Here is a 25,056-nt window from a genome sequence, read left to right on the forward strand (position 1 = left end):
TTTCAACTTGCTTCTGTTTATTATGTAAAAAACCCTTCTTTGTGCAAGAAGGGATTTGCATTCCAGAATATTTCTCAACGTATCAAAACACCTCACATTATAACACACGTTGCTAATGTTTCACAATAATATATACATTCTCTTGTAAGCGATGTGCAATACCATCTAAAATTGCTTCTAAATTATTTGCAACAAATTCTAGTTCCTCCGTCGATTCGCAAACGAATAAAGGAGCACCACCTGCAAATTTTTCTGGAGTCGTTGTTATAACTGCCAGAATAACACTTTCTAACATCATCTCTTATCTCCCCTTCCTTTTGGGGCTTCCGATGACATATGGACAGCACTTTCTAACGTTGGTACATTTCCTATGACACCTATCGCTTTCTCTGCATCTTGATCTTGCGGCAGGACAAAAATCCCAACCCTGCCATCCTCTAAATCACGCTTTGCTAACGGTACAAGCGCTGGTGTACCAGAATCTCTATAAATCCCTAACGCTACTGAAACATCGTGTAAAATAGCTTGTCGTTGCCCTAAATTTGAGATTGTAACCATCGCATCAATTGATTTCGGCTTTAAAATAAAACCCATACCATATTTCATAATTTCTTCTTGTCTTGCTGGCAATCCAATATTCATAATGTAAATATTGTCAATATAAAGCCCTGCTCCTTCAAAACGAAGCGGAACGTGCTCAATTTCAACAAGATCATGTAGCCTTTTACCAGACATTAATTTTTTCGCGATAAAAAATGCGATTATAGCCATAATTACTCCTGCAATCCATGAACGGAATCCTATATACGCAAACGTCGTTGCAAACGACGTTAACATTGCCAAATAGTTGCGACTTTCAAAAACCAATGCAATTCCTTCAATGTATGTATTTCCACGCGGTACGAGCTCATACCCATCTAATTGTTGAAGCGTATTTCTTTCCATATTACGTACATCACGAAATTGTGTCGCTGCTAATGTAAGAAATGTAATGGCAGAAAAATCTTTTTTCAAAATAGACGGGATTGCAATCGCTCCTAAAGCAGCTGCAATTAACCCCATTGCAATATGAATAATTTTCCCATGTAGCCTCGTCGGATATTGCCGCGTATCCGTCCGAAGCATTAGCACCCTTGTAACTGTCCCCGCTATTACGCCGCATAAAATGGCTGGTGTATATTCAGTCATGTATTACCCTCGCCTTTCTTTTACGTGTTTTTCTCTTAAACCGTTCCATGTATACTGATGCTTTTGCAATCCAAAACAATATTGCCATGAATAATGTAGAAATGGCGACGATATCAAAAAATGCTAAACTACCGTAATCATATGGAAAATTCAATTTCCTAAAAATAAATGTCACTAGCAGCTCTCCTTGTAACATCCCTACATATAGAGAACATAATCGTAATATGCGATCCCCATGCAATAACACCGATGCATACACAAGAGCACTACTTAGCAGAAACACTCTATCCACCACAATCCAAATCGGATCATATATTTCTAACAGATGAAAACTTGTATATAACATTGCAATAATAAGTGCCGAAAGTAAGCTATACAATTTTTTCCAGACGGAATATAGCGTGATCCCTATAAAAGAAATAATACAAAGTAAAAGAGCATTTACTGATACCACGAATGAGGCAATCGTTACATGTAACGGAGAGCAAATTATAAAAATCAGTATACAAGCGCCTAACTTCCATCGGATAGGGTCCTTTTTCATAAAAAAGGTTACAATGATCCACCCTATCCAAGCTACAAAATAAAAAGTACTTCCATCCATCAACTTCACCTCCTATGTTTTCCATTATGGGAACTTTTTATGAAAGTTAATCCACTTTATTTACGCATAGTTTTTTCTTATAACAGCAACACTTTTAACAAGGAGGTGTTATTCATTATGGGTAAAGATCGCCAAGAACGAAAACTACGAGAATCACGCCGCGTTGAATCCGATCGTGATCAATCACTACAATATCCAGGTGCAACTGGACTTGATACACCAGAACAGGCTCGAAAACAAAACCAGCACTAATTAATACAAAAAGACGGTTTCTATATTGTACGAAACCGTCTTTTACATAATCAGTTTAATGATTTCTATTTATATCGAAATAATATTTCGCATACTATATCCTCCCATTACTTCTTTTTACCTTCACCTATTCCCATTAAAAATTAAGTTCTCTCCAGTAATTCGACAACACACCATCTACATTTTTCAACCCTTTTTCAATTACAATTTTTACGAAATGATATTTTTATATAATACTAATTCCATTCTCCACTTTATATTACGAAAAAGAATAGAACAAAAAAAAATCAACCGAATGGTTGATTTTTTATCTCCTACTATAATGCGCAGTATCAATACCACGCTGCATTAACCAATGATATGTTTCACCCTTTACAACAAGAGGTACAGATTGCAACTCTTCTATCGTCTTCGCACCAAGAGCTGTCATTATAAATTTCAAATCTGTATGTAGAAGCTCAATTTCATCTACTAACTTCTCGATACCATCTTGCATTAAAATACGTAAAAAATAACCAGCAAACGCAGTTGTATTCGCCCCTAATGCGATTGCTTTCGCTACGTCAAGCGCTGTTTGTATACCCCCAGATGCAATAAAAGAGAGGTTATTATTTGTAGAGGTTGCTTCAATAATCGAGGTTGCTGTTTGTATGCCCCAGTTATTAAAATAAGAAAGCATTCGCTGTCTTCTTTCGTTTTCAACAGCAGCAAAATTCGTACCACCTTGCCCACCAATATCAATTGCTGTTACACCTACGTTCACTAACTGTTGCATTGTTTCCTTACTCATCCCAAATCCAACTTCTTTTACAATGATAGGAACTTTACTATTTAAAACAATTTTCTCAATGCGCTGAAGTACTCCAGTAAAATCACGGTCTCCTTCTGGCATCGTTAACTCTTGTATGACATTTAAATGAATTTGTAATGCATTCGCTTCAATCATATCAACGGCGCGCTCTGCCTGCTCGATAGTTGCCTCACTACCTAAATTAGCAAAGAAAATACCATTTGGGTTTACCTTTCTAATCACCTTATAAGAAGCAGCTTCACTTTCATCTTTTAACGCCGCCATTTGCGAACCTACAGCCATAGCAAGGTTATGATGTTTCGCTACATATGCTAATTGCTCATTAATATGTAACGTTTTCTCTCCTCCACCACCAGTCATCGCATTGATAAAAATCGGCGAACTTAGTGAAAGTTCGCCGATTTTTGTTTCACATGTTATTGTGTCATAATTTGAATTTGGCAAGCTTTGATGCACAAAATCAATATCATGAAAGCCATGCGTACGAGACTGACCAGTAGAAAGAGCGTATTCAATATGATCTAATTTACGTTTTGCCCTTACCACTTGTACCCCTCATTATTTCTTTAATTTTTTCAGTTGTTCACCAATAATATCACTTAATTGGAAAGTAGCAGAATCAGCATTTGGCTCATACTGACTATAATCTTCAGTTACATTATTTTCCTCAAGCGCTTCTTTTATACTTAAAGAAATACGTTTCTCTGCTACGTGAACTTCAAGTACTTTCACTTTTACTTCTTGTCCCATTTCCAATACTTCATTCGGATTTTTCACGTGACGATTTGCAATTTGAGATACGTGTACAAGCCCTTCAACGCCCGGTAAAATCTCAACGAATGCACCAAATGTAACAAGGCGTTTTACTACTCCCTCACGAATATCTCCAGCTTTTATTTCGCCAGCAACGTTTTCCCAAGGTCCTGGTTGAGCTGCTTTAATTGATAAAGAAATACGTTGTGTATCAGCATCAACAGATAACACCTTTACCTTAACCTTTTGACCTTGCTCTAACACTTCAGAAGGTTGCTCTACACGTTCGTGTGAAATTTGTGAAATGTGAACTAAACCGTCCACTCCACCAACGTTAACGAATGCGCCAAAGTCAGTTAATCGTTGTACTGTTCCTTCAACAACGTCCCCTTCTTTTAATGAAGAAATTGCTTCTTTTTTCTTAGAATCTAGTTCTAATTCTACTACCGCTTTATGCGAAAGGATTACACGATTTTTTTCACGGTCTAATTCAACAATTTTCACCGCTAATGTTTTACCTTTATAGTCAGTAAAGTCTTCTACATAATGTACTTCTACAAGTGAAGCTGGAATAAAACCGCGAACACCAAGGTCCACAACTAATCCGCCATTCACAATATCTTTTACAGTAACATCAAATACATGACCAGAAGTAAATTTCTCTTGTAGTTCTACCCATGCTTTTTCTGCATCAACAGCACGTTTAGATAAGACAAGATCATCTTCTTCTAATTTAATAATTTTCAACTCTAGTGTTTGATCTAATTCTACAACATCGCTTGCTTTTTCAATATGAACGTTAGCTAATTCACTAATTGGAATTACGCCATCTGTTTTGTATCCAACATTTACAAGCACTTGTTTCTCTTCAACCTTCGTTACAGAACCTGTAACAACGTCACCAACTTGTAATTCTTTTGAATCCATAACTTCTTCATTCATTTTCTCTACCATGGAAATACCTCCCTACAGAATTGACAAAGCATTTTTTATGTATATACGAAATGAAAACAAAGTTTTCATTTGCATGTTTAAGAATTTCTCATCACATACTCTTTTTCAATAACATTCACAAGAAAATATATTAAACCTATATAAATAGTATACAGCAAAACCAGCTTGAAAAAAGTATGTTTTGAAATATAATAGCGAATATATTCTGACAGTTTTATTCCTCTTTAACTAACTTCTTACAAATCAGCTCATTTGTCAAGGAAAGAGACTCACAATTCACGTATCCTTTACATTTCTATTTAAACAAAAAAAGAAAGAGGACTATCCCCTTTCTTTATTTCGCAAACACTCCAGAAACAATGCTCATAATTTTTTGGACAACTTCTTCAATTGATAAAGAAGTCGTATCTAATTCCAATGCATCATCAGCCTTTTTTAGTGGAGAAACTTCGCGTTCTGAATCTAATTTATCACGCTGAGCAATTTCTTCTTTTAGCTGCTCTAAATTAGAATCGAAACCTTTATTTAAATTTTCTAAATGTCTTCTTTCCGCTCTTTCTTCAACAGAAGCAAGCATAAAGATTTTCACTTCAGCATCCGGTAATACATGTGTACCAATATCACGGCCGTCCATTACAACGCCGCCTTTTTTCGCTAACTCTTGCTGACGACGTACCATTTCTTCACGAACAAGGCGATGTTTCGCTACAATAGATACTCGATTCGTCACATCAGGTGTACGAATTACTTCAGAAACATCTTGTCCATTTAAAAATACAAGCTGTGTATTTTCTCCTTGCTGAAACTCAATATTTACATTCTTTACAACTTCCATTAACTGCTCTTCATTTTCAATGTCTACTTTTTGTTCAAGGGCTGCATATGTAAGCGTACGGTACATTGCGCCTGTATCAATATAAACGTAAGAAAGTTCCTTCGCAACAACTTTTGCCACTGTACTTTTCCCAGCAGCTGCTGGACCATCTATAGCAATTGAAATTCGTTTATCCATTGTAACACCTCATTTTTTCACTTATAAAACAAAACGAAAAGCAGGTGTTCACCCTGCTTCTTCTCATTTGCTTCACGTCATTAAATCCTCAATTATTGTAGCATAATCCTTCATAGAAGAAAATGAAAACTACCTATTCACCTGCAAGATTTCCACTTTGTTTTTTACCATGACACCCTCATAATAAACAATTTTAGATAAATATTTCACTGATGACTTATGTATAAATAACAATTGCACAACAGAAAGACAAATGAATTGTATTATTAATATACGAATAAAAATTCTCTCCATCTTTTTCACCGGAATTCTTCCCTCCTATACTATATTTGCACATTTCGTTTCATGATTTTATACATCGTACATATAGCAGTTAATTTTATTGTCATTTTCGAGGCATACTTTTATACATTTCCATTGTCGAATTTACTCAAAACATGTTATGTTCTAAATGTATTTTTTTACTTGAAAGGGGTATAAGCATTGAAAAGAATCCTAGTTTTACACACAGGTGGAACAATTGCAATGGAGGAAGATAAAGAAACTGGGGTCGTACAACCAGGTGAAAAAAATCCTCTTTTAAAATTCATTCCTGATTTAGAAGGCGATGTTGATTTAATCGTTGAAGATGTGTTCCACCTACCATCTCCTCATATGACACCGAGCGAAATGTTACAATTACAAGTCATCATTGATGAAAGAGTAAAACAAGACAACATTCATGGCGTAGTCATTACGCATGGCACGGATACATTAGAAGAAACAGCTTATTTCTTAGATTTAACAGTACAAGCAACTATTCCGATCGTAGTGACAGGTGCAATGCGCTCTAGCAATGAGTTAGGTGCTGATGGTCTATATAACTTCTTATCAGCTGTAAAAGTTGCTAGTTGTGATGAAGCTGCAGAAAAAGGTGTTTTAGTCGTATTAAACGACGAAATTCATTGCGCTACAAATGTAACGAAAACACATACAAGTAATGTTGCAACATTCCAAAGCCCACAATACGGACCAATTGGAATGGTAACAAAACGCGGCGTTGTCTTCCATCACGCTTTAGTACATCACGAAACATATACGATAAACAAAGTGTCTAAAAATGTAGTTGTTCTAAAAGCATATGCTGGCATGGATGATACATTATTAGCAGCAATCGAAAATCTTCCTGTAGACGGCATTGTTATCGAAGCTCTTGGACAAGGTAATCTCCCTCCAAGAACACTACCTAGTCTAGAAAGATTATTAAATAGAGGTATTCCTGTCGTATTAGTTTCTCGCTGTTTCAACGGTATCGTTCAAGACGTATATTCGTATGAAGGTGGCGGTAAACACTTAAAAGATATGGGCATTGTATTCACATACGGCTTAAATGCACAAAAAGCACGCATTAAATTACTTGTTGCATTAGAGAATACAAATTCTCATGAATCCATTCAAAATATGTTTATGCACGAATAAAAAGGAGCTGTCGAGGTTTTCCCGACAGCTCCTTTTTATTTTTCTCTTGATGCAATGGTTTGCGCAATCGCATCTCCATGAAATCTTCCGTTCTCGATAAATATTTCATTTGCATTATTTCCAGCAGCAATGACACCTGCAATGAAAATATTTTCAGCATTCGTTTCCATTCTATCCTCTGTATAAATTGGACGTCCTGTTTCTTCATCAATCTGAACACCCATCTTCGTTAAGAAGCTATGATCAGGATGATAACCAGTCATCGCAAATACAAAATCGTTTTTGATTGTAAGAGCTTCACCATCAACTGTAAACGTTAATGTATGCTCAGTAATTTCTTTCACATGAGCCCCAAAATGCATTTGAATTGTACCATTTCGTACTAACGCCTCAAATTCCGGCAAAATCCAAGGCTTTATGCTTGGTGAATACTCACTTCCACGATACAGTACCGTTACACGTGCACCAGATTTAACAAGTTCTAACGCGGCATCTACACTCGAGTTTTTCCCACCTATAACTACTACATCTCGATCAAAATAAGGATGCCCCTCTTTAAAATAGTGAGCTACTTTCTTCAATTCCTCACCTGGAACATTCATATAATTTGGATTATCATAATATCCAGTTGCTACAACAATATATTTCGCTATATATATTTCCTTACTTCCGTCACGCTTTGTCGTCTCAACCTGAAAAGCTTCTCCATCTTTTTGAACTTTCTCCACTCGCTCAAAAGCATTTACACGTACAGATTTACGTCTTACTACTTCACGATAATACGCAAGCGCTTGATTTCGAACTGGCTTACGATTTTCTGTAATAAAAGCTACATCACCAATTTCTAATTTTTCACTAGAAGAGAAAAATGTTTGATGAGTTGGATAATTATAAATGGCATTTACAATGTTTCCTTTTTCAATTACTAACGGATTTATCCCTACCTTTTGCAACGAAATTGCAGCCGCTAATCCGCACGGACCGCCTCCGATTATAATAACTGTTTCTTTCTGCATACTCGTCCACTCCTAGTCTTCTACCAATACACTATTTATAAAAACAAGAAAAAACCTACTTACAGCAGTAGGCACCTATCTTTATTGTATTCATTTTTCATATATTTGTCATCTAAACGAAACGTACATCCGATAGACATCTGCTAAAAACTGCTGAAATTTAATACCTTGTTTCCCTAATACATTCTCAGGATCAATCTTTCTAGCTGGATCAAGCGTTTTATGTGACACGATATCTTTTTTCGGATTTAAGCCAAAGTTTTGGCATAAATACGCATGATACCATGTAAAACGATTATATGCTTCCCAAAAGTTAACATCACCACCATAACAAAGTTCCACTCCAATGGCCGCCTTATTCGCGTCATAGCCATATAAGTCATTATCCGTCGGCACACCATATCGAACATGATACGCAACTTCATTTATAGGAATAATCTCCAATATTGTTTTATCATCTATAAATGTATGCGCCGAAGCTTTCGGTTGTAATTCATTAAAGTAATCTCGATTCCCTATCGCATTGCTTCCAGGATTCCCCGTATCATGGCTTACAATAAATCTCACTTTAGTCAGAGGAATCCCCGGTCGTGAACTTCCATATCCAATATAGTTGCGCTCTATAGGAAACATCGCCATTGCTACCAACTCCCGCTCTAGAAGATTACCTTACTTCCTTATATATGTATTCGGTAGCAATGTCCTTATCGCATATTTCTTACGCGAAGAGAAAATCGAAAATATTTGAAGTGAACACCATAAACAACAAGATACTTACAGCCACTCCATAAAAACCGTAAAACCAAACACAATCTTCTTTCGTATCTAAACCGAAAAATTTATTTACCGATTGTAATAATGTGCCACGCTTGCTTTGTTTGTTTCGTAATACTTCCACTCGCTCTACAACATCTGCTGGCATCATAAATCTTTGGTCTACTGTCATTTTCATCATTTATCTCTCCTTAAAATCATTTCCGTTTTGTTTATCTAAGGAGAGTATAGCACGTTTGTTCGTATAGAACAAGCGTTCTTTTTATTTTTATTTTATTTTTCAGCAAGCCAAGTAAAAATCGAGATTACAACGGCAATAATCGGCCCTACTACAACCACACCAAATACCAAAAACAGTAACCCTTCCCCGAACATCCGAACGGTACTTATTTTTCGAGCTTTCATCGTTCTTGCAAGTTCTCCCTCTAACCTCTTAACCTTCTCTTCTAATTGTTCTACTCGTTCCAGCATTTCATTCTCCATATACAACACCTCATTTAATACTTCAACAAAAAAACGTGATTCCCTCGAAAGGAAATCACGTTTTCTCAAGATATAATATTTTATACCCAACCTCTGAAGCGGCTTGCTTCAGCCATTTTACGAACACCAACCATGTACGCCGCTAAGCGCATGTTCACTTTACGAACTTGTGCTGTTTCATAAATAGAATCAAATGATCTTACCATTACTTTTTCTAAACGTTGTTCTACTTCTTCTTCAGTCCAGTAGTAACCTTGGTTGTTTTGTACCCACTCAAAGTAAGATACTGTTACACCACCAGCACTTGCTAACACGTCTGGAACAAGCAAAATTCCGCGATCTGTTAAAATTTTAGTCGCTTCTAATGTTGTTGGACCATTTGCAGCTTCAACAACGATTTTCGCTTTAATATCATTAGCATTTTCTTCTGTAATTTGGTTCTCAATTGCAGCTGGTACTAAAATATCGCAATCAAGTTCTAACAATTCTTTGTTTGAAATTGTATTGTTAAATAGCTTTGTTACTGTACCGAAGCTATCACGACGGTCTAATAAATAATCAATATCTAATCCGTTTGGATCATGTAACGCGCCGTAAGCATCTGAGATTGCAATAACTTTCGCACCTGCATCATGCATAAATTTAGCTAAGAAGCTACCAGCATTACCGAATCCTTGAACAACAACGCGTGCACCCTTAATATCAATGCCACGTTTTTTAGCAGCTTCGCGAATACAAATTGTTACACCTTTCGCTGTTGCTGTTTCACGTCCATGTGATCCACCTAATACAAGCGGTTTACCTGTAATAAATCCTGGTGAATTAAATTCATCAATACGGCTATACTCATCCATCATCCACGCCATAATTTGAGAGTTTGTGAATACATCTGGAGCTGGAATATCTTTCGTCGGACCTACGATTTGGCTAATTGCTCGTACATAACCGCGGCTTAATCTTTCTAACTCACGGAATGACATTTCACGTGGATCACAGATAATTCCACCCTTACCTCCACCATATGGTAAATCAACAATACCACATTTTAAACTCATCCAGATTGAAAGTGCTTTCACTTCATTTTCTGTTACATTCGGATGGAAGCGAATTCCACCTTTCGTTGGACCAACAGCATCATTATGTTGCGCACGATATCCTGTAAATATTTTAACAGTCCCGTCATCCATACGAACTGGTATTTTCACTGTCATCATACGAATTGGTTCTTTTAATAATTCATATACTTCGTTTGGATAACCCAATTTTTCTAACGCTTCACTAATAACAATTTGTGTTGAATTCAATAGTTCAAAATGTTGTTCCCTTTGTTGTTGTGTTTTTGTTTGAGTTCCCTTTTCGGCTACCATAGTAAGTAAACCCCCTGTAATTTCACTTGTTTAGTAAACCTTCATTGCCTAGTATACACCCTTAAATTTGGAATGCAATAGAAAACGCTAACAAATATATACAAACTATTTTCTGTTGCAAGCGTTTTCACTATTATTATAGTCCTTTTATTACTTTTAGAAAAGTAAAATACTTAAATATTTAAATATTTTTTATTTTCATCAACCACCCTCCCATAAAACTGCATATTTTATTTTCAAAAAGTATGTTCGAGTATTTACAATCATCCCTTCCCTTCTCCAAATAAAAACAAAACCTCAGCTATGTTGTATTAGCTGAGGTTTTGTTTTTTCACAAAGTAATTGTGTATTTGTTCTATCGCGTTAACATCCATTAATTCTTTACCGTACTCCATGATGCGATAAATGGTTGCTGTAGACGGATTACCGTATTCCGCTAAAATAGCTATAAAATCCGCCTTTAACAATTGAATTTGTTCCTCTTCTTCCACCCAAAGATAGAAGCGCTCATCCCACGTATATAGCTTTCCGCCAGTTACACCAAGGTTATATAAGCGATTCGACAGGTTAATTACGTCATCTAGCGTAGCAAACTCATATAATATATGCTCACTTTCATCTAGAGTCACTTGCATTTCAATAAACTCGTCACGGAACTCATCATCTGTATCCATTTCTTGATTTTCTTTCGTTACAATTACAACCATCCCTTGTGCTTGTAGAGAAAACACTTCAACTGCAATCGGACCATCTGCTTCAAACCCTAATTCCTTATTTGCTTCTTGCATCATATCACGAAATAATTGCTGTACTTTCGGTGCATTTCTCCATAAATCTTCTTTCGTTAATCCTCGTTCAGATAAATCATCAAATGTTAGAAAAATTTTTATCTTATTGTAATTTAATCGTTCCAGCCTCATCTCATACCCTCCCTACGTAACCAATGCATCTAATTTTTATTATATGAAATAGAAAATAGATGGTTCTTTTCGAACAACTATTCCGACATTTTTAACCATCCATCCCATTCTTCTTTCGTATCACCAATTAAGATTGTTTCAATGTCCAACTGGTTTAGAACGCCTAGCTTTCCGATAAATCCAACAGAAAGAGATTCCCTTTTTTCTTGTAATAAATTTATAAAGTTCATCGTCTTTTTCATTTCTTGTTCGTCAGCAAAAGATATAAATACATATTTCGGCTGTATTTCCTCTACCGCTGATAACATACCATCTTCAGCTAAGCTTGTCCTAATATATATCGCCTCATATCCTTTTAAGCGTAAATAAGTTGAAAAAATAAATCCTTTCAATGCATCCTTTTCTAACACAATAACTTTGTGTAAAGAGGAAAACATTGAGGCATTGTGATACACCATCCCTAGACGCGTTTGTAAAAATGATAGTGCATATTGAAATTGCACCATTGAAATCTCATTATTATTTTTTGACGTTAATAATTTGTCTGTCACTCGAAGAACGATACTGGCAACAACCTTTTCTGTTGAATATATACTAAAAGCTTCGTTTAATAATGCAGCAATTGTAATTTCATCAAATTTTAACAAAGCTTGTAGCAAATCGTCCACTAAAACAACTTCTTTATCGAAATGTATCTCTTTTTGAACTGTACTCTGCAAACGATTCTCTTCTAATAACTGAACTGCTTGTCCAATCATCATACCGGAAGAAACTTTTTCCATTAACCATTTTAAAATTTGAATATGCTCTTCTGTATATAAGCGATGCCCAGCTTGATTCCGCTTTGGGGCAATAATTTGATATCGTCTTTCCCATGCACGAAGCGTACTCGGCTGAACTCCAATTATATTCGAAACGGCTTTTATATTATATTTCCCACTAAGAGTTGGCATCATTTCCCTCCGCACAATGTAATGATATGTGTTTGAGCAGGTGCTCGGAAACGAAGTGGTATCAATGTTGTTCCATACCCATTACTAACAAAGAGAATCGTATTCAAATGGTTATATACGCCACCTTTTAAATATTTTTTAGATGGGAATAATCGGATTTGTCCTCCATGCGTATGTCCACTTAACACAAGTGAAATCTGTTCATTTCCAGACATTTTTTTTATTATATCAGGGTTGTGACTAACTAGGATACGAAAACCATCTTCTTTACAATCCGCCAATGCCAAATCTAGACGATCACGGTGCAATCCAACATCATCTATACCGAGCAAACAAATTTTCTCTCCTAATTCAGACTCAAATACCACTCTTGTATTATCTAAAACTTTTACGTTATTTTCTAATAATAACGCATCTAATTCATGATATTCTATCTCATAATCATTGTTTCCCCACACAAAATATACAGGACCTATCTCTCTTAACTTTTGAATATTCGCAGAGATTTTTGATAAAGAGACACCTTTCTCTGCTAAATCTCCTCCGATAATTACGAGATCTACTTTTCCTTTTACTTGTTCAATTAACAAATTCGAAATGACCCTTCTATGAATATCAGAAATAAAAAACACATTTACTTTTTGAAAACTTTTCGGAAATTCTTTAAATACTAAAGTATGTTCCAACACCGTATTACGCATCGCTTCTTTATACATCACAAAAAGTAATAAAATCCCCATGCCTATGAGAGTACTGAATAATATAATCCATATCATATTTTTGACTCCCTCCTCATAAAGATAATCCTAGGCTTTTATAACAAACTGTGATCGCTTAACTCGCTAGCTTTCTTGCTTTGTGGACTTATCTTTTATCGGAATTTTTAATTCTTGACCTGCACTCACTTCATCTTCCTGCAAGTTATTATACTTTTTAATTACTTCAATTCCATTTCCATCTGAAAAATATTGCTTCGCTATACTTTCTAAAGTTTCTCCCTCTTTCACAGTATGCGTTATTACTTTTTCAGAATGTTTCTGCGACTCAGATTTAGCTGAATCAAAGAAGATTACTTCAAACGCACTTTTTCCAGCATTATTACTATCACCCTTCACCTGAATATATTTATCCGTGTACCACAAAATACTAATCGGCAGAAGAATGAATAGAAATGTTAAAACCCGGACGAAAATGTGATTTATTTTAAACTTTTGTTTTTTCTCTTTATTTCTATGAATTTCACTACGCGGCGGTAAACTTTCTTTTTCTTCCACTCGCTCAACTTCTAATTCCTCTTCAAAATCAGGAATTCGTTTCCTCATGTTGTTCACCACCACCTTCCATTTATTTTCTTAATTGGAGTCCCATTATAAAATCAACAAGAAAGTGTGCAAAGATTGTTATAAACAAATTTCCTGTCCATTCAAATACATAACCAAAGACAAAACTAATAAAACAGACGAAACAAAATAAAAATGGCTTTGTTATATAACGAATATGTAACACTGCAAATACGAAGCTCGCAATTACAATTCCAAAATGAGTCTGTACTACACCTCTAAATAAAAATTCTTCTGCAAAACCAATCAAGAACGTAATAACGAGTAAGTGTAGAACGGACATTCCTCGAAACATCTTATCGTTAATACCACCATCATCAAACCATGACTCCGGAAACACTCGCATTGCAACATAATCTAATAACACAATACCAATCGCTAACAAACCACCTATAATAAGTATAGATACTGGTTCCCATTTCCATAAATTAAAGACTTCTTTTACATCTTGAAATAATATATATGCCAGTAAACAGCCAATACCGATAATAATTAACTGTGTTATATATAGATTCAGCCTTATTTCCTGCGGACTCATATCTTCAACATTATGCCTTTGAATATTCATCATTCCTCCATCTTTTCTAGGCCGAAAAGCTTTTGTAACTCTGTTTCCCAATTATAGTCGAAATCCGATTGTTGCGCTCGTCTTTTTTTATAATCTTCTTTGGTAATACCGCAATAATCGCAGCAATTAATTAACTCTTGCTCTTTCCTATAACCGAACTGTTGCAGCACATATTCACGTCTACACCCTTTAACTTGTATCCATGACTTCATATTTTCTAGCTCACTATATTTATTACGCAACCTTATTTCTACTTCAGCTATTAATCGGTTCATGATTTCATCTGACAAACCTTCTAATAATAATCTTCGTTGTTGTATAATTCCAACCTGTTCGAGATGATAACGAACGAAACGCCAATATTGCTCATTAAATCTTGCTGCATTATAACAAATTTCTTCTACATCTTCTATTGGTAATTCCTTCGTTTGAAATATTCTTTCTTGTAGTAAAGAAAATAAAAATTTTATTTGTGACTTACTTGGCAATTCATCCTCAATGATTGAAATTGGTAAATCATGATCCAACGGACTACATAATAAAATAGCTATACTCGGTTCGCCATCTCTTCCAGCTCTTCCGATTTCTTGTAAGTAAGAGGCTATATTAGTTGGATAATGAAAATGAATAATATATCGCGTATTCGCCTTATTTACCCCCATACCAAATGCACTTGTGCATATTACAAGTTGCAATTGATCGTTCATAAACTGCTGTTGAATTAACATACGCTCTTCATGTTCCATACCACCATGATAAAAAGCTACACCAGTAACACCTTTCCCTCTCAAGTATTCCGTTAACCTTTCTGTCCACGCTCTACTTGAGCAATATACAATCCCCGGCCCTTGTAAATACATCACCTGCTCTAAAAGCGCCTCTTTCTTTTCTTCTATCGTCTCTACAAATTGCACATCCATTGCAATATTAGGACGATCAATAGAGTATACATGTTCCGCGGCACCCTTTAAATTTAAACTATCTGCGATATCCTGCAGTACCCCTTTTGTCGCTGTGGCTGTCAATGCTAATACTGTAGGAGAACCAATATTTTCAATAACTACATTTAGTTTTTTATAGTCCGGTCTAAAATCATAACCCCATTGAGAAATACAATGAGCCTCATCAACAACAAATAATGAAATATGAATTTTCTTCAATTCCCTAATTAATAACTCCGACTGCAACATCTCTGGTGAAACAAAAATAAATTTATATGAAGATAATTTTTTCATCGCTTCTCTTTTTTCATTTAATGTCCGAAAACTATTAAATGCTATCACTCGGTTTTTCACAACATACTTTAATTGTGTCACTTGATCTTCCATTAAAGATAATAACGGTGATACAACAAGCACTGTTCCTTCTCGCATAAGCCCCGGAAACTGATAGCACATAGATTTCCCTCTTCCAGTCGGAAGCATTGCTATCACATCTTTTCCTTCTAATAAATCTGTAATTACTCCTTTTTGACCTGGACGAAATTCAGAATATCCAAACCACTTATATAAATATTCTTCAAGTTTCATTTACACCCTCCATCCGCGCTAATACAAGACGAACTTCAAAATAAGAGATATCTTCTCCAACCGCTTGTTTCAAAACACGTAACTTCCGCGTTTGCAATGCTTCAATTACTTTTATTACTTTGTCTATCTTTTCTTTTTCCATAAACATTTCAATAGAAAAATCTTTTTCTCGCAAAGCAATTTCAACAAAATGATCTTCTATCGTTGCAACCTTTAAATTCCGAATCGCCGCTATTTCTTCTAAAGAACGTCCTTGTCTCCAAAAATTATATGTTTTTTTCGTGGATAAACTAAATAATTCAGCTCTCTCATTTGGATAAGATATAATTTCAGCTAATAGTGGAAATTCATTTTCTTTATCACGAACTTCTTGTATAAAGAAATGTATTGTACCCCAAAATAAAAAATACACCCTGAATATATCTTGTTTCGTAATTTCTGCTAATTGTTGCAATGTACAACCAATGCGTTCATAACCCGTTAATCGATATGTTACAATCGTCGCTTCTATCGCATTACTCTTTTCTAAAAGATTATGTACTTCCGTCCATAGTTTTCTCGCCAACTCACTTCTCTTATATGGCCTTCCTGTTAGAAAACATTTCACCCACATCATTATTTCTGTATCTTGCTGAATTGGAATAAATCTCGTATTATTCTGTTGTAAATTTGATATGGTTTGAATAATTAATGATAATCTTTTCCAAAATGTTTCACCTAATTCACCATAATGTAAACCATGCAAATGCGCCGGAAAAGCATAAACTTCCTCCCATTTATGTAACTGCATTTTACCCGTAGGTGTTAACACATATGTATTTTCATGTATTTCTTGAATAAAATCCGCTTGCAACAACTTTGCAACTTCACCATCATAGTCATTTCTATTTAATAATTTATATATTCCGAACAAAAAAGAAACTCGGAACATATTTCCATCTTGTAAAGTTTGCGAAGAACGTTTGCCCTTTAGTAAATAATAAATAGAAGAAACGGTTCTTTCACCATTCAATTGTTTTAAACAATGCAACAAAGTATATTGTATTTGCATGACCGCTTCCACCTTCCAATCTTAACTTCATTCTTTTCAGTACAATTACACTATCTACTGTCGCTCATTAAACTTATCATATAAGAACTATATACTTGTATATATTCTATTGTATCAAACGAAATCATATTTACGTATTTTGAAAATCTTATGACATAATTCAAAAATAAGTTGACACTCTAATTGATAAGCATTATCATTATAATTTTATGTTGAAAAGTTTTACAAACCGTTTTACAATAAGGTTATAATTTTTATGGCGAGCTTTTCACATACATATTATCAGGAGGGAAAAAAGATGGCAAAATATACAATCGTTGATAAAGATACTTGTATTGCATGTGGTGCTTGTGGCGCTGCTGCACCAGACATTTATGACTATGATGATGAAGGTATTGCATTTGTAACATTAGATGATAACCAAGGTATCGTTGAAATTCCAGATGTATTAATTGAAGATATGATGGATGCATTCGAAGGCTGTCCAACTGACTCAATTAAAGTTGCTGACGAATCATTCGACGGAGACGCTTTAAAATTCGAATAGTCTTTTATTAACTTCAAAAAACGCCCCTCCTATTGATGAGGGGCGTTTTTTGTATCTAAATTTTATTTTCCTTAATAAAAAACCATTAGTAGTTTCACACTACTAATGGTTTTAGTATATATTATGCATTTTTCATTTTTGCAAACACCCATACTTTCAGGCGTGAGAATAATGCTACAAATACAATTGTTACAACAATCCCTTTAATTAAATTAAATGGTAAGATTGCCGTTACAACCGTTGTTTTTATAGCTTCGCTAGACATAGCTGGTGAATTTAAAAACCAAGTGTACGCCGGGAATATGATGATGTAGTTTAATACACTCATAATAAGTGCCATTGTAATTGTCCCTAGCATTAATCCTGTAGTTAAACTCTTCACAGTACGATACTTTCTAAATAAGAAAGCTGCTGGCCCAATAAATAAACATCCTGCAATAAAGTTTGCAATTTCTCCAACTGGTACTCCCGTTAAACTTCCTTGAATCCCGTAATGTAAAATGTTCTTTATCGCCTCTACAATCACTCCTGCTACTGGTCCAAAGATAATTGCCGCAATTAGAGCTGGTACATCACTAAAATCAATTTTCAAAAATGGCGGAAGCCCTGGGAACGGGAAATCCAACATCATTAGTAAATATGCAATACTACTTAGCATCGCTACACTCACCATCTGCACTACACTGTTTTTTTGTTTCATCTTTCTCTCTCCTTTTCCATCGATCATCTCATGGAAAGTGGAAAGGTTCTGCTATGCCTATTTTTTCATAGAACGAAAAAACCCTTTGTGTTTTACACAAAGGGAGAATTTAAGGCACATCAAACAGACGTTCAAATCCATATCTTTTTTGAACGCTTGAACCTCCATCTTCTCCCATCCAGACTATACTGTCGGCTTTGGAATCACACCAAATCCTGCCTTAACGGCTCGCGGGCTTAGAACAAAATCATAAATAGTTCATCACCGCCGGTCGGGATTTTCACCCTGCCCCGAAGATAGACCGATATTCTATTTTCCCCTTCATTATACAACAACCTCATAACATTGTGAACTAAAAAATTGTAACTTATTTAAAATTAGTTATTTATTTTTCGTAACAACAAATAAATTGGAGATATTTTACAATACAATCCATATTTTTTATTATTCGGCATTTCTCTTTTGAATTACCTAGTCATATATAATTAAAAGTGATAAGATATTGAATTGTTAAGATAAGAACATTTTCTGAGTTATGGAGGAAATGTCATGAAAAAAGACAAGAGACATTCTATTCGAGAAGCAATGAAAAAAAACTTAAGAAAAGAATACTTTTACTTAAAAAAAGAATTACTTTTCTACTGCCCAATTGATTTAGGCACATTCTCAAACGAGACATACTATGCTACTTTCGATGAAGATGGCATCAGTATTTATCAGTATGATAAAAAAACAGAAAGTAAATTAAAATTGTGTGAGCGTCATCCGTGGAAGAGTTGGAATAAAGTGAAGATTGATCACTATTTGACAACTTCTCAATTTATTTTTCAGGGTGAGCGAAATTGGATCTTATCTCTTTTTCAAAAAGGAAAAGAAGCTCAAAAAATTATTGAAGAGCATACATCTTTACAAACAGAAGTTGTTTCCCGCTCTTTCTTAAAAAAACTTCCTGGTTTTCGTTCTAATACACCACTGAATAAATACATCGGTAGTATTTGTTACACTGCACTTATTGCATTTTTATTAAAATGGATGATTCCATTTCAAGCACCACAAATCGCCCTGTATTCTATCTCGATTGGTTGTATGCTTCTTGGCCTACTTTGTTTGACAATCGGTTTAATTGAACCGACTATCGTACTGTTTCGAACAAAAGAGAAAACAAGAACAAAAGTTTTTTACTTATATAGCTATTTAGCTATTTCTGGATTTATATGTGTCTTTATTTTTTGGTAAAAGAAGCCGTCCCAAAATAAATTTTGGGACGGTTTTCTTTTAGATATAGATGCTCTGATTCACTCAATAGTTCTAGCAAAAGCGCCCATATAATTTCATTTACATTGAATCTTATTTAAGAAGAACATAAATTTGTTCAAAGTTTAATTTTTGAAGCGTTTCCTTTACTTAACATATAATTGTTGATTAGGATAAATTAGCTCTTGCTGCAATCCATTTTTTTCTTTAATTTCCTTAAGTGTCATACTAAATTTCCGTGCAATACTAACTAAAGTATCCCCTTTTTGTACGACATATAATGACGAAGAAACAACTTCATTTCTTTGTTCACTTAAAACAAGCAATGGGTTCATCGCATTCTTTTTCGCCATCGTCCATCTTCCTTGATGAAGTTCTAGATGTAAGTGCGCACCTCGCGATTCTCCCGTGTTCCCTACTTCTCCAATTTTTTCTCCTTTGGAAATATAATCTCCTTGATCCACATATCTCTTATTTAAATGTGCATATACAGCTTCATATTCTCCGTGTTTAATAAATACAACATTTCCATAACTACTTGAATAATAAGACCTCGTTACCTTACCATCTTGGATAGCTGCCACAGGCGTTCCAATCGGCGCAGCTACATCAATACCATAGTGTTTTCCATGCCTTGTCCCAAAATAATCACTTATCTGACCTTCAACAGGCCATGTCCATCGATTTTCTTCTGCATAAACATGTAATTGAGATACAAACAGTATACTCAATAACATGACACCGCATTTTAAAACTTTCATATACATCCTCCGTTTTCTAATTACCACCATACCTTCTCTATTTTGGTATATTACAGAAAAAAGTATACAAAAAAAGAAAGTGAATTACTCCACTTCCTTCTCTTTCTTATCACGAAAAACTACTGCACTACGGTTATACTCCACATCTTTCACTTGTAATCGGGCATTTATTACTCGAGCTATCGCAAACAAATAATCAGATAATCTATTTACATACTTTAATACAACTTCATTTATTTTCACTTCTTTTTGCAATGATACTATAGAGCGTTCTGCTCTCCTTACAACAGTACGTGCAATATGAATAGTAGCCGCTGCCTCGCTACCACCTGGCAAAATAAAGCGTTCTAGTGGCGGGGCTTCTTCTATATATAAATCAATCTTTCTTTCTAAACTTTCAACCATCACAATTGTCACTTTATAAGGAATTTTTTGTTCCACTATTGCCAAGTCTCCTCCGCAATCAAATAGTTCATGTTGAATATTTTCGAGCTCATTGTAAATATCTATAAAAGCCCCGCCTTGAAGCTTAGTCATTGCATATCCAATATGAGAATTTGCCTCGTCTATTGTTCCATACGCTTCCACACGGATATCATCTTTATCAACCCTGCCACCTATTACACTTGTCGTTCCTTTATCTCCTGTTTTTGTATATAATTTCATTTCTTCACAGCACCTCTCTTGTTATTCTTTATTCGAGCAACATAGAAAAAAGTTCTACCATTCTTTATTTAATTGAGTTTACAAAAAAATAAAAAACAGCAGAACTTTATTCATTATCAACTTTAAAAACGCATATCTAAATTATACGATTCGGTAAATATACAGAGAATGTAGTTCCTTCTCCAACAACACTTGATACAGAAATTTTACCATCATGGCCTTGAACAATATTTTTCGCAATCGCAAGCCCGAGTCCTGTTCCACCCTTTTTCCCACGTGTTCTTGCTTTATCAGCTTTATAGAAACGATCAAATAAAAATGGAATATCTTCTTCTGGAATGCCTGCACCCGAATCTTGTACTTCAAAAATAAGACCGTTATTTTTCGTATCAATTACAAGCGTTACATGTCCGCCTGCATTCGTATGACGTATTGCGTTATCAATTAAATTCGTCAATACTTGTTCCATACGATCTGCATCAAACGGGTATTGTTCAATTGGACCTTTGAAATCAACCGTTAACGCGACCTCTTTATCCTTTGCAATCCCTTGGAATTTACGACCAATTTTTTCAACAAACGGATGTATATCCACTTCACCAATATGTAACTCTACATGACCGCTTTCCATACGAGCTAAATCTAACAATTCATTTACAAGTTTACCTAAACGAACAGATTCATCATAAATAATTTGAACAAACTCATCTATTTCCTCTTTCGTTTGCACAATATCATCTAAAATCGCTTCACTATACCCTTGCAGCATGACCATTGGTGTACGAAGTTCATGTGATACATTCGCAATAAAATCTTGACGCATCTTTTCAAGACGACGTTCTTCCGTCATATCTCGCAGCACTGCTACAGCTCCACGAATTTTCGTTTGATTGTAAAGCGGCGTCATAAGAACTACATAGTTCCCTTTTTGTAAATTAATTTCAACAACTTGTTGTTGTTCGCTTTCTACAACGAGATGGAATAATTCCACAAGTTCAGAAGGTAGTTTTTTACTGAGCTCTATCTCTTTTTCTTCTTGCCAAACTTGTAAGAAATGTTCGGCCGGCGGATTGATTACAACGACTTCACCTTCTTGATTTAACGTAATAACCCCATCTGCCATACTACTCAAAATACTTGCTAACTGCTCTTTTTCTTGTTGCAAGGCGTTCATATTAAACTTCAACTGTTTTCCCATTTGATTTAAGGCCGTTGCAAGCTCACCAATCTCATCCTGAGATACCATAGGAGCCTTTGCATCAAACTTCCCACGTGACACTTCAAAAGCAACCTCACGCATTTTACGAAGCGGTGCTGTAATCCGAGTAGATAAGAAGAACGCAAAGAAAGTTGTTAATATAATCGCAATTCCAGCCGATAAGAAAATAAAATCAGTTGTTCTTTCCATACCTTGTATCGGTACTTGTAAAGATTCATATACGAACACTGCACTTTGATTTTTTGATTGCACTGGTTTTCCGACGATCATAATATCATTTTCGGTGTTTTTATTCTTCCTACTATTAGACGCTTTTCTAATATTATTCTTAATTTCTTTTTTGTCTGTAAACACAGCCGCTAATTCTTTATCTTCTTTTAAGTCATCCATTGTAAGAGTGACTAACCCTTCTTGTTTCGGTGAAGAAGAGATTTCTTTACCATCTTCTACAATAATAATCCTTGAAAGTGGGTCAGAGAATTTGTAAGCGATATTCTCAATCGTTTTTACATCGGCACCTTCTTCAATTAACTCTGAAACACTTGTTGCAACTTTTTGAAGCCTAGCTTCACTCATATCAACATAATACGTTCTAAAAAACTGTGAAAGTAAAATCGCAACAAATCCAAGAACAAACGAAACGAGAAGTAATATGGTCATCCATAACTTCCCTACTACACTTCTCCAAAGCATCAGTCGTTCACAACCTCAAATTTGTAACCTACACCCCAAACAGTAACGATCATTTTCGCTGCATCTGGTGATTTTTTGCTTAACTTCTCACGTAAACGCTTTACATGTGTATCAACTGTACGTAAATCTCCGAAGAATTCATATTGCCATACTTCTTTTAACAGTTGCTCACGATCGAATACTTTATCAGGAGCTTTCGCTAAAAATAATAGTAACTCATATTCTTTCGGCGTTAAGTTTACTTCATTACCATCTGCAGTAACACGGTGTGCATCGTTATCAATTGTTAAGTGCGGGAATACAGTAACATCTTTTGTCGTTGTATCTTGTGTAAAGAATGTTGTTGGTACAGCACGACGTAATACCGCTTTCACACGTAGTACGACCTCACGTGGACTAAATGGCTTTACAATATAATCATCTGTTCCAACTTCAAATCCTTGTACTCTATTTACTTCTTCACCTTTTGCTGTCAGCATAATAATTGGTGTCGCTTTCTTCTCACGAACCCCTTTACATACTTCAATGCCATCTTTACCAGGCATCATAAGATCTAATAAGATTAAATCGTAATCATTTTGCAACGCCATTTCTAAAGCTGTATCACCATTATCTGCTTCTTCAATCGTATATTGTTCTCTTTCTAAGTACATTTTCAATAAACGACGAATACGATCCTCATCATCTACAATTAAAATTCTTGATTCATTTTCCATCTCTACCCGCTGCGCACTCTCACCTCAGCGGTTCACACCTACCCTTCTTTAACTATTATGTTGCGCTATTCTCGTTTATTTAAGCAATCTTCTAAATGTTTCACTTCCCATATTATGCTTCACAAGAATAATAAATTTTGTTCAATTTTTTTCCAAAACTATGTATTTTTTTTGAACAGCATATAATGTCCTCGACATCATTTTACAAAATCAACCGCTACTTTGTCATGTTTTTCTCAAAAAAGAAGAAAAGTTGACAAAAATAAAATAGGAAAGTGACATGCACTCCCCTATTTTATTTCTCTATGCATATGAATGTAAACCGGCAATAATTAAGTTTACTACAATAAAGTTAAACATAATGATTGCAAAACCAATTACTGCAAGCCAAGCTGACTTCTCTCCATGCCATCCTTTTGATAGGCGTAAATGTAATACTGCCGCATAAAAGAGCCAAGTGATAAGTGCCCAAACCTCTTTTGGATCCCAGCCCCAAAAACGTGTCCACGCTATTTGTGCCCAAATCATCGCAAAAATTAATGCACCTAATGTGAACACTGGGAATCCAATTGCAATAGATCGATATCCGATTTCATCTAGTAAATCACTATTCGTATTCTTTACTAACGGCTGAAGTGCCGCCGATACTCGCTTCCGTAAAACAAGTCTTAATACAATATACAGTAATGTTCCAACTAACACTGACCAAATAACAGTATTTAATTTTTTCGCATTTACAATCGCTGGAACTTCAACTGCCGGTTCTAATTTATTTTCTGTCAGTAACTTCCCTTCGTGCGGTCCAACTAAAGCCGGAAGATTGTATTTCATTTCCACTTGTTGTTCATTTTTATCAATCCATTGAAACTTCGCTTCATATTTCATACTAGAAAATACCGTTGTTACTCCAATAAATCCAACTGTACAAACAAGTGTAAATACTACCGTCTCTAGCCAAAATGTACGTTTACTTCTCGTCGATTGATCTACATTTTTCAATAAATACATAACACCTGTAATAAAACTAATCGCTAAAATGGCTTGTCCTGCTGCTGCCGTCGTCACGTGAATATGTAACCAATTACTTTTTAAAGATGGAATAAGCGGAGATATTTCCCTCGGAAACATACTTGCATAGGCAATTAATAAAAGCGCAACTGGTAATGCAAATAGTCCGATTATGCTTACACGGTACATAAAATACATGACAATAAATGCTCCTACAAGCATCATGCCGAAAAATGTACCGAATTCAAAAAAGTTACTAACTGGCGCATGTCCTGATGCAATCCACCTTGTAACAAAATATACTGTTTGTGCAATAAACCCTAAAATTGTAATCGTTATTCCTACATTTGCCCATTTATGACCCTTTTCTTTAATTGCTCCCCCGAAAAATAGAGTGGCAATTAAATATAAAATAAATGCGGTAAAGAGAAAGTTACTACTTATTTGCACCATATCGTT

The 25,056-nt window shown here is 35.2% G+C and carries 29 protein-coding genes and 1 riboswitch; of the genes, 4 read left to right on the forward strand and 25 right to left on the reverse strand.

Annotated features, from left to right (window positions below; genetic code table 11):
• Positions 1-112: 112 nt before the first annotated feature.
• Genes ACUN13_RS07940 through ACUN13_RS07950 form a run of 3 tightly spaced genes read right to left on the reverse strand, consistent with a single transcriptional unit; the run spans position 113 to position 1,792 of the window.
• On the reverse strand, positions 113-298 hold the full coding sequence (locus ACUN13_RS07940) for a capping complex subunit for YIEGIA (RefSeq protein ID WP_000979059.1): 186 nt from the start codon (positions 296-298) through the stop codon (positions 113-115).
• Complete coding sequence (locus ACUN13_RS07945; RefSeq protein WP_000141596.1) at positions 295-1,188, reverse strand: YIEGIA family protein; 894 nt, start codon at positions 1,186-1,188, stop codon at positions 295-297. The genes ACUN13_RS07940 and ACUN13_RS07945 overlap by 4 nt, the downstream gene beginning before the upstream one ends.
• On the reverse strand, positions 1,181-1,792 hold the full coding sequence (locus ACUN13_RS07950) for a YphA family membrane protein (protein WP_000349103.1): 612 nt from the start codon (positions 1,790-1,792) through the stop codon (positions 1,181-1,183). The genes ACUN13_RS07945 and ACUN13_RS07950 overlap by 8 nt, the downstream gene beginning before the upstream one ends.
• A gap of 117 nt (positions 1,793-1,909) precedes the next feature.
• On the opposite strand from ACUN13_RS07950, the gene ACUN13_RS07955 reads away from it, so the two are divergent.
• Positions 1,910-2,044, forward strand: coding sequence for a YpzI family protein (locus ACUN13_RS07955; RefSeq protein ID WP_000513900.1), 135 nt, complete (start codon positions 1,910-1,912; stop codon positions 2,042-2,044).
• 307 nt (positions 2,045-2,351) lie between these two features.
• On the opposite strand, the gene ACUN13_RS07960 is transcribed toward ACUN13_RS07955, so the two are convergent.
• From ACUN13_RS07960 to ACUN13_RS07975, 4 genes are all read right to left on the reverse strand, one after another.
• Positions 2,352-3,401, reverse strand: a complete 1,050-nt coding sequence (locus ACUN13_RS07960) for a type 2 isopentenyl-diphosphate Delta-isomerase (RefSeq protein WP_000251036.1) — start codon at positions 3,399-3,401, stop codon at positions 2,352-2,354.
• 12 nt (positions 3,402-3,413) lie between these two features.
• Positions 3,414-4,562, reverse strand: coding sequence for a 30S ribosomal protein S1 (gene rpsA, locus ACUN13_RS07965; RefSeq protein ID WP_000229559.1), 1,149 nt, complete (start codon positions 4,560-4,562; stop codon positions 3,414-3,416).
• Between the two features lie 334 nt (positions 4,563-4,896).
• The gene (gene cmk / locus ACUN13_RS07970) at positions 4,897-5,574 is read right to left on the reverse strand and encodes a (d)CMP kinase (protein WP_000361252.1); all 678 of its coding nucleotides are present in this window, start codon (positions 5,572-5,574) and stop codon (positions 4,897-4,899) included.
• Between the two features lie 129 nt (positions 5,575-5,703).
• Complete coding sequence (locus tag ACUN13_RS07975; protein WP_000738057.1) at positions 5,704-5,877, reverse strand: YpfB family protein; 174 nt, start codon at positions 5,875-5,877, stop codon at positions 5,704-5,706.
• A 180-nt stretch (positions 5,878-6,057) separates the two neighbouring features.
• Between ACUN13_RS07975 and ansA the strand changes: the two genes are divergently transcribed.
• A complete protein-coding gene (ansA, locus tag ACUN13_RS07980) occupies positions 6,058-7,032 on the forward strand; it encodes an asparaginase (protein WP_000822010.1) in 975 nt (324 codons plus the stop codon).
• Positions 7,033-7,067: 35 nt separating this feature from the next.
• Here the strand turns inward: ansA and ACUN13_RS07985 are convergent, their stop codons facing one another.
• The 12 genes from ACUN13_RS07985 to ACUN13_RS08040 form a co-directional block, all read right to left on the reverse strand.
• Positions 7,068-8,048, reverse strand: coding sequence for a YpdA family putative bacillithiol disulfide reductase (locus ACUN13_RS07985; RefSeq protein WP_001168522.1), 981 nt, complete (start codon positions 8,046-8,048; stop codon positions 7,068-7,070).
• Positions 8,049-8,156: 108 nt separating this feature from the next.
• On the reverse strand, positions 8,157-8,687 hold the full coding sequence (locus ACUN13_RS07990) for a peptidoglycan recognition protein family protein (RefSeq protein WP_001240655.1): 531 nt from the start codon (positions 8,685-8,687) through the stop codon (positions 8,157-8,159).
• Positions 8,688-8,766: 79 nt separating this feature from the next.
• Positions 8,767-9,003, reverse strand: coding sequence for a DUF3961 domain-containing protein (locus tag ACUN13_RS07995; protein ID WP_001983018.1), 237 nt, complete (start codon positions 9,001-9,003; stop codon positions 8,767-8,769).
• Positions 9,004-9,095: 92 nt separating this feature from the next.
• Complete coding sequence (locus tag ACUN13_RS08000) at positions 9,096-9,305, reverse strand: hypothetical protein (RefSeq protein WP_000426763.1); 210 nt, start codon at positions 9,303-9,305, stop codon at positions 9,096-9,098.
• An 80-nt stretch (positions 9,306-9,385) separates the two neighbouring features.
• Complete coding sequence (gene gudB, locus ACUN13_RS08005) at positions 9,386-10,672, reverse strand: NAD-specific glutamate dehydrogenase (protein WP_000225173.1); 1,287 nt, start codon at positions 10,670-10,672, stop codon at positions 9,386-9,388.
• Between the two features lie 311 nt (positions 10,673-10,983).
• A complete protein-coding gene (locus tag ACUN13_RS08010) occupies positions 10,984-11,592 on the reverse strand; it encodes a genetic competence negative regulator (protein ID WP_001235402.1) in 609 nt (202 codons plus the stop codon).
• A gap of 77 nt (positions 11,593-11,669) precedes the next feature.
• Positions 11,670-12,545, reverse strand: a complete 876-nt coding sequence (locus tag ACUN13_RS08015; RefSeq protein ID WP_001142718.1) for a MerR family transcriptional regulator — start codon at positions 12,543-12,545, stop codon at positions 11,670-11,672.
• Positions 12,545-13,321 carry a metallophosphoesterase gene (locus ACUN13_RS08020; protein WP_000637791.1) on the reverse strand — a complete coding sequence of 259 codons (777 nt, stop codon included), beginning with the start codon at positions 13,319-13,321 and terminating at the stop codon, positions 12,545-12,547. Before ACUN13_RS08020 ends, ACUN13_RS08015 begins: the two co-directional genes overlap by 1 nt.
• A 66-nt stretch (positions 13,322-13,387) precedes the next feature.
• Positions 13,388-13,867 (reverse strand): LysM peptidoglycan-binding domain-containing protein, encoded by a 480-nt coding sequence (locus ACUN13_RS08025; protein WP_001231553.1) that lies wholly within the window; start codon positions 13,865-13,867, stop codon positions 13,388-13,390.
• 22 nt (positions 13,868-13,889) lie between these two features.
• On the reverse strand, positions 13,890-14,453 hold the full coding sequence (locus ACUN13_RS08030; RefSeq protein ID WP_001025780.1) for a CPBP family intramembrane glutamic endopeptidase: 564 nt from the start codon (positions 14,451-14,453) through the stop codon (positions 13,890-13,892).
• The gene (gene recQ, locus ACUN13_RS08035) at positions 14,453-15,982 is read right to left on the reverse strand and encodes an ATP-dependent DNA helicase RecQ (RefSeq protein WP_000762973.1); all 1,530 of its coding nucleotides are present in this window, start codon (positions 15,980-15,982) and stop codon (positions 14,453-14,455) included. Before recQ ends, ACUN13_RS08030 begins: the two co-directional genes overlap by 1 nt.
• A complete protein-coding gene (locus ACUN13_RS08040; RefSeq protein ID WP_445423747.1) occupies positions 15,972-17,033 on the reverse strand; it encodes a helix-turn-helix domain-containing protein in 1,062 nt (353 codons plus the stop codon). The genes recQ and ACUN13_RS08040 overlap by 11 nt, the downstream gene beginning before the upstream one ends.
• Before the next feature lie 298 nt (positions 17,034-17,331).
• Here ACUN13_RS08040 and ACUN13_RS08045 point away from each other — a divergent pair, with 298 nt between their 5' ends.
• Positions 17,332-17,580, forward strand: coding sequence for a ferredoxin (locus tag ACUN13_RS08045; protein WP_001151993.1), 249 nt, complete (start codon positions 17,332-17,334; stop codon positions 17,578-17,580).
• A gap of 121 nt (positions 17,581-17,701) precedes the next feature.
• Here ACUN13_RS08045 and ACUN13_RS08050 read toward each other — a convergent pair whose 3' ends face one another.
• Positions 17,702-18,280: an ECF transporter S component gene (locus ACUN13_RS08050; RefSeq protein WP_000810855.1), complete on the reverse strand. Its 579-nt coding sequence runs from the start codon at positions 18,278-18,280 to the stop codon at positions 17,702-17,704.
• Positions 18,281-18,442: 162 nt separating this feature from the next.
• Positions 18,443-18,582, reverse strand: a riboswitch (FMN riboswitch).
• A 247-nt stretch (positions 18,583-18,829) separates the two neighbouring features.
• Here ACUN13_RS08050 and ACUN13_RS08055 point away from each other — a divergent pair.
• The gene (locus ACUN13_RS08055) at positions 18,830-19,516 is read left to right on the forward strand and encodes a hypothetical protein (protein ID WP_000710837.1); all 687 of its coding nucleotides are present in this window, start codon (positions 18,830-18,832) and stop codon (positions 19,514-19,516) included.
• 164 nt (positions 19,517-19,680) lie between these two features.
• Here ACUN13_RS08055 and ACUN13_RS08060 read toward each other — a convergent pair whose 3' ends face one another.
• The 5 genes from ACUN13_RS08060 to resC form a co-directional block, all read right to left on the reverse strand.
• Positions 19,681-20,295 carry a peptidoglycan DD-metalloendopeptidase family protein gene (locus ACUN13_RS08060; protein ID WP_000866117.1) on the reverse strand — a complete coding sequence of 205 codons (615 nt, stop codon included), beginning with the start codon at positions 20,293-20,295 and terminating at the stop codon, positions 19,681-19,683.
• Positions 20,296-20,379: 84 nt separating this feature from the next.
• Positions 20,380-20,961, reverse strand: a complete 582-nt coding sequence (locus tag ACUN13_RS08065) for a cob(I)yrinic acid a,c-diamide adenosyltransferase (RefSeq protein WP_000781269.1) — start codon at positions 20,959-20,961, stop codon at positions 20,380-20,382.
• A 136-nt stretch (positions 20,962-21,097) separates the two neighbouring features.
• On the reverse strand, positions 21,098-22,873 hold the full coding sequence (gene resE / locus ACUN13_RS08070) for a sensor histidine kinase ResE (RefSeq protein ID WP_000964677.1): 1,776 nt from the start codon (positions 22,871-22,873) through the stop codon (positions 21,098-21,100).
• Entirely contained in the window at positions 22,873-23,589 is a 717-nt protein-coding gene (gene resD / locus ACUN13_RS08075; RefSeq protein WP_000426861.1) for a DNA-binding response regulator ResD, read from the reverse strand. Before resD ends, resE begins: the two co-directional genes overlap by 1 nt.
• Positions 23,590-23,892: 303 nt before the next feature.
• The gene (gene resC, locus ACUN13_RS08080) at positions 23,893-25,050 is read right to left on the reverse strand and encodes a cytochrome c biogenesis protein ResC (RefSeq protein ID WP_000250083.1); all 1,158 of its coding nucleotides are present in this window, start codon (positions 25,048-25,050) and stop codon (positions 23,893-23,895) included.
• Positions 25,051-25,056 lie beyond the last annotated feature (6 nt).

The sequence above is a fragment of the Bacillus cereus group sp. Bce041 genome (assembly GCF_052646455.1).

Excerpts from the sequence above, each read along its gene's own strand:
- ACUN13_RS07940 (WP_000979059.1), bottom strand. The coding sequence starts at position 298 with ATGATGTTAGAAAGTGTTATTCTGGCAGTTATAACAACGACTCCAGAA.
- ACUN13_RS07945 (WP_000141596.1), bottom strand. The coding sequence starts at position 1,188 with ATGACTGAATATACACCAGCCATTTTATGCGGCGTAATAGCGGGGACA.
- ACUN13_RS07950 (WP_000349103.1), bottom strand. The coding sequence starts at position 1,792 with ATGGATGGAAGTACTTTTTATTTTGTAGCTTGGATAGGGTGGATCATT.
- ACUN13_RS07955 (WP_000513900.1), top strand. The coding sequence starts at position 1,910 with ATGGGTAAAGATCGCCAAGAACGAAAACTACGAGAATCACGCCGCGTT.
- rpsA (WP_000229559.1), bottom strand. The coding sequence starts at position 4,562 with ATGGTAGAGAAAATGAATGAAGAAGTTATGGATTCAAAAGAATTACAA.
- cmk (WP_000361252.1), bottom strand. The coding sequence starts at position 5,574 with ATGGATAAACGAATTTCAATTGCTATAGATGGTCCAGCAGCTGCTGGG.
- ACUN13_RS07985 (WP_001168522.1), bottom strand. The coding sequence starts at position 8,048 with ATGCAGAAAGAAACAGTTATTATAATCGGAGGCGGTCCGTGCGGATTA.
- ACUN13_RS07990 (WP_001240655.1), bottom strand. The coding sequence starts at position 8,687 with ATGGCGATGTTTCCTATAGAGCGCAACTATATTGGATATGGAAGTTCA.
- ACUN13_RS07995 (WP_001983018.1), bottom strand. The coding sequence starts at position 9,003 with ATGATGAAAATGACAGTAGACCAAAGATTTATGATGCCAGCAGATGTT.
- ACUN13_RS08000 (WP_000426763.1), bottom strand. The coding sequence starts at position 9,305 with ATGGAGAATGAAATGCTGGAACGAGTAGAACAATTAGAAGAGAAGGTT.
- gudB (WP_000225173.1), bottom strand. The coding sequence starts at position 10,672 with ATGGTAGCCGAAAAGGGAACTCAAACAAAAACACAACAACAAAGGGAA.
- ACUN13_RS08010 (WP_001235402.1), bottom strand. The coding sequence starts at position 11,592 with ATGAGGCTGGAACGATTAAATTACAATAAGATAAAAATTTTTCTAACA.
- ACUN13_RS08015 (WP_001142718.1), bottom strand. The coding sequence starts at position 12,545 with ATGCCAACTCTTAGTGGGAAATATAATATAAAAGCCGTTTCGAATATA.
- ACUN13_RS08020 (WP_000637791.1), bottom strand. The coding sequence starts at position 13,321 with ATGATATGGATTATATTATTCAGTACTCTCATAGGCATGGGGATTTTA.
- ACUN13_RS08025 (WP_001231553.1), bottom strand. The coding sequence starts at position 13,867 with ATGAGGAAACGAATTCCTGATTTTGAAGAGGAATTAGAAGTTGAGCGA.
- ACUN13_RS08030 (WP_001025780.1), bottom strand. The coding sequence starts at position 14,453 with ATGAATATTCAAAGGCATAATGTTGAAGATATGAGTCCGCAGGAAATA.
- recQ (WP_000762973.1), bottom strand. The coding sequence starts at position 15,982 with ATGAAACTTGAAGAATATTTATATAAGTGGTTTGGATATTCTGAATTT.
- ACUN13_RS08040 (WP_445423747.1), bottom strand. The coding sequence starts at position 17,033 with ATGCAAATACAATATACTTTGTTGCATTGTTTAAAACAATTGAATGGT.
- ACUN13_RS08045 (WP_001151993.1), top strand. The coding sequence starts at position 17,332 with ATGGCAAAATATACAATCGTTGATAAAGATACTTGTATTGCATGTGGT.
- ACUN13_RS08050 (WP_000810855.1), bottom strand. The coding sequence starts at position 18,280 with ATGAAACAAAAAAACAGTGTAGTGCAGATGGTGAGTGTAGCGATGCTA.
- ACUN13_RS08055 (WP_000710837.1), top strand. The coding sequence starts at position 18,830 with ATGAAAAAAGACAAGAGACATTCTATTCGAGAAGCAATGAAAAAAAAC.
- ACUN13_RS08060 (WP_000866117.1), bottom strand. The coding sequence starts at position 20,295 with ATGAAAGTTTTAAAATGCGGTGTCATGTTATTGAGTATACTGTTTGTA.
- ACUN13_RS08065 (WP_000781269.1), bottom strand. The coding sequence starts at position 20,961 with ATGAAATTATATACAAAAACAGGAGATAAAGGAACGACAAGTGTAATA.
- resE (WP_000964677.1), bottom strand. The coding sequence starts at position 22,873 with ATGCTTTGGAGAAGTGTAGTAGGGAAGTTATGGATGACCATATTACTT.
- resD (WP_000426861.1), bottom strand. The coding sequence starts at position 23,589 with ATGGAAAATGAATCAAGAATTTTAATTGTAGATGATGAGGATCGTATT.
- resC (WP_000250083.1), bottom strand. The coding sequence starts at position 25,050 with ATGGTGCAAATAAGTAGTAACTTTCTCTTTACCGCATTTATTTTATAT.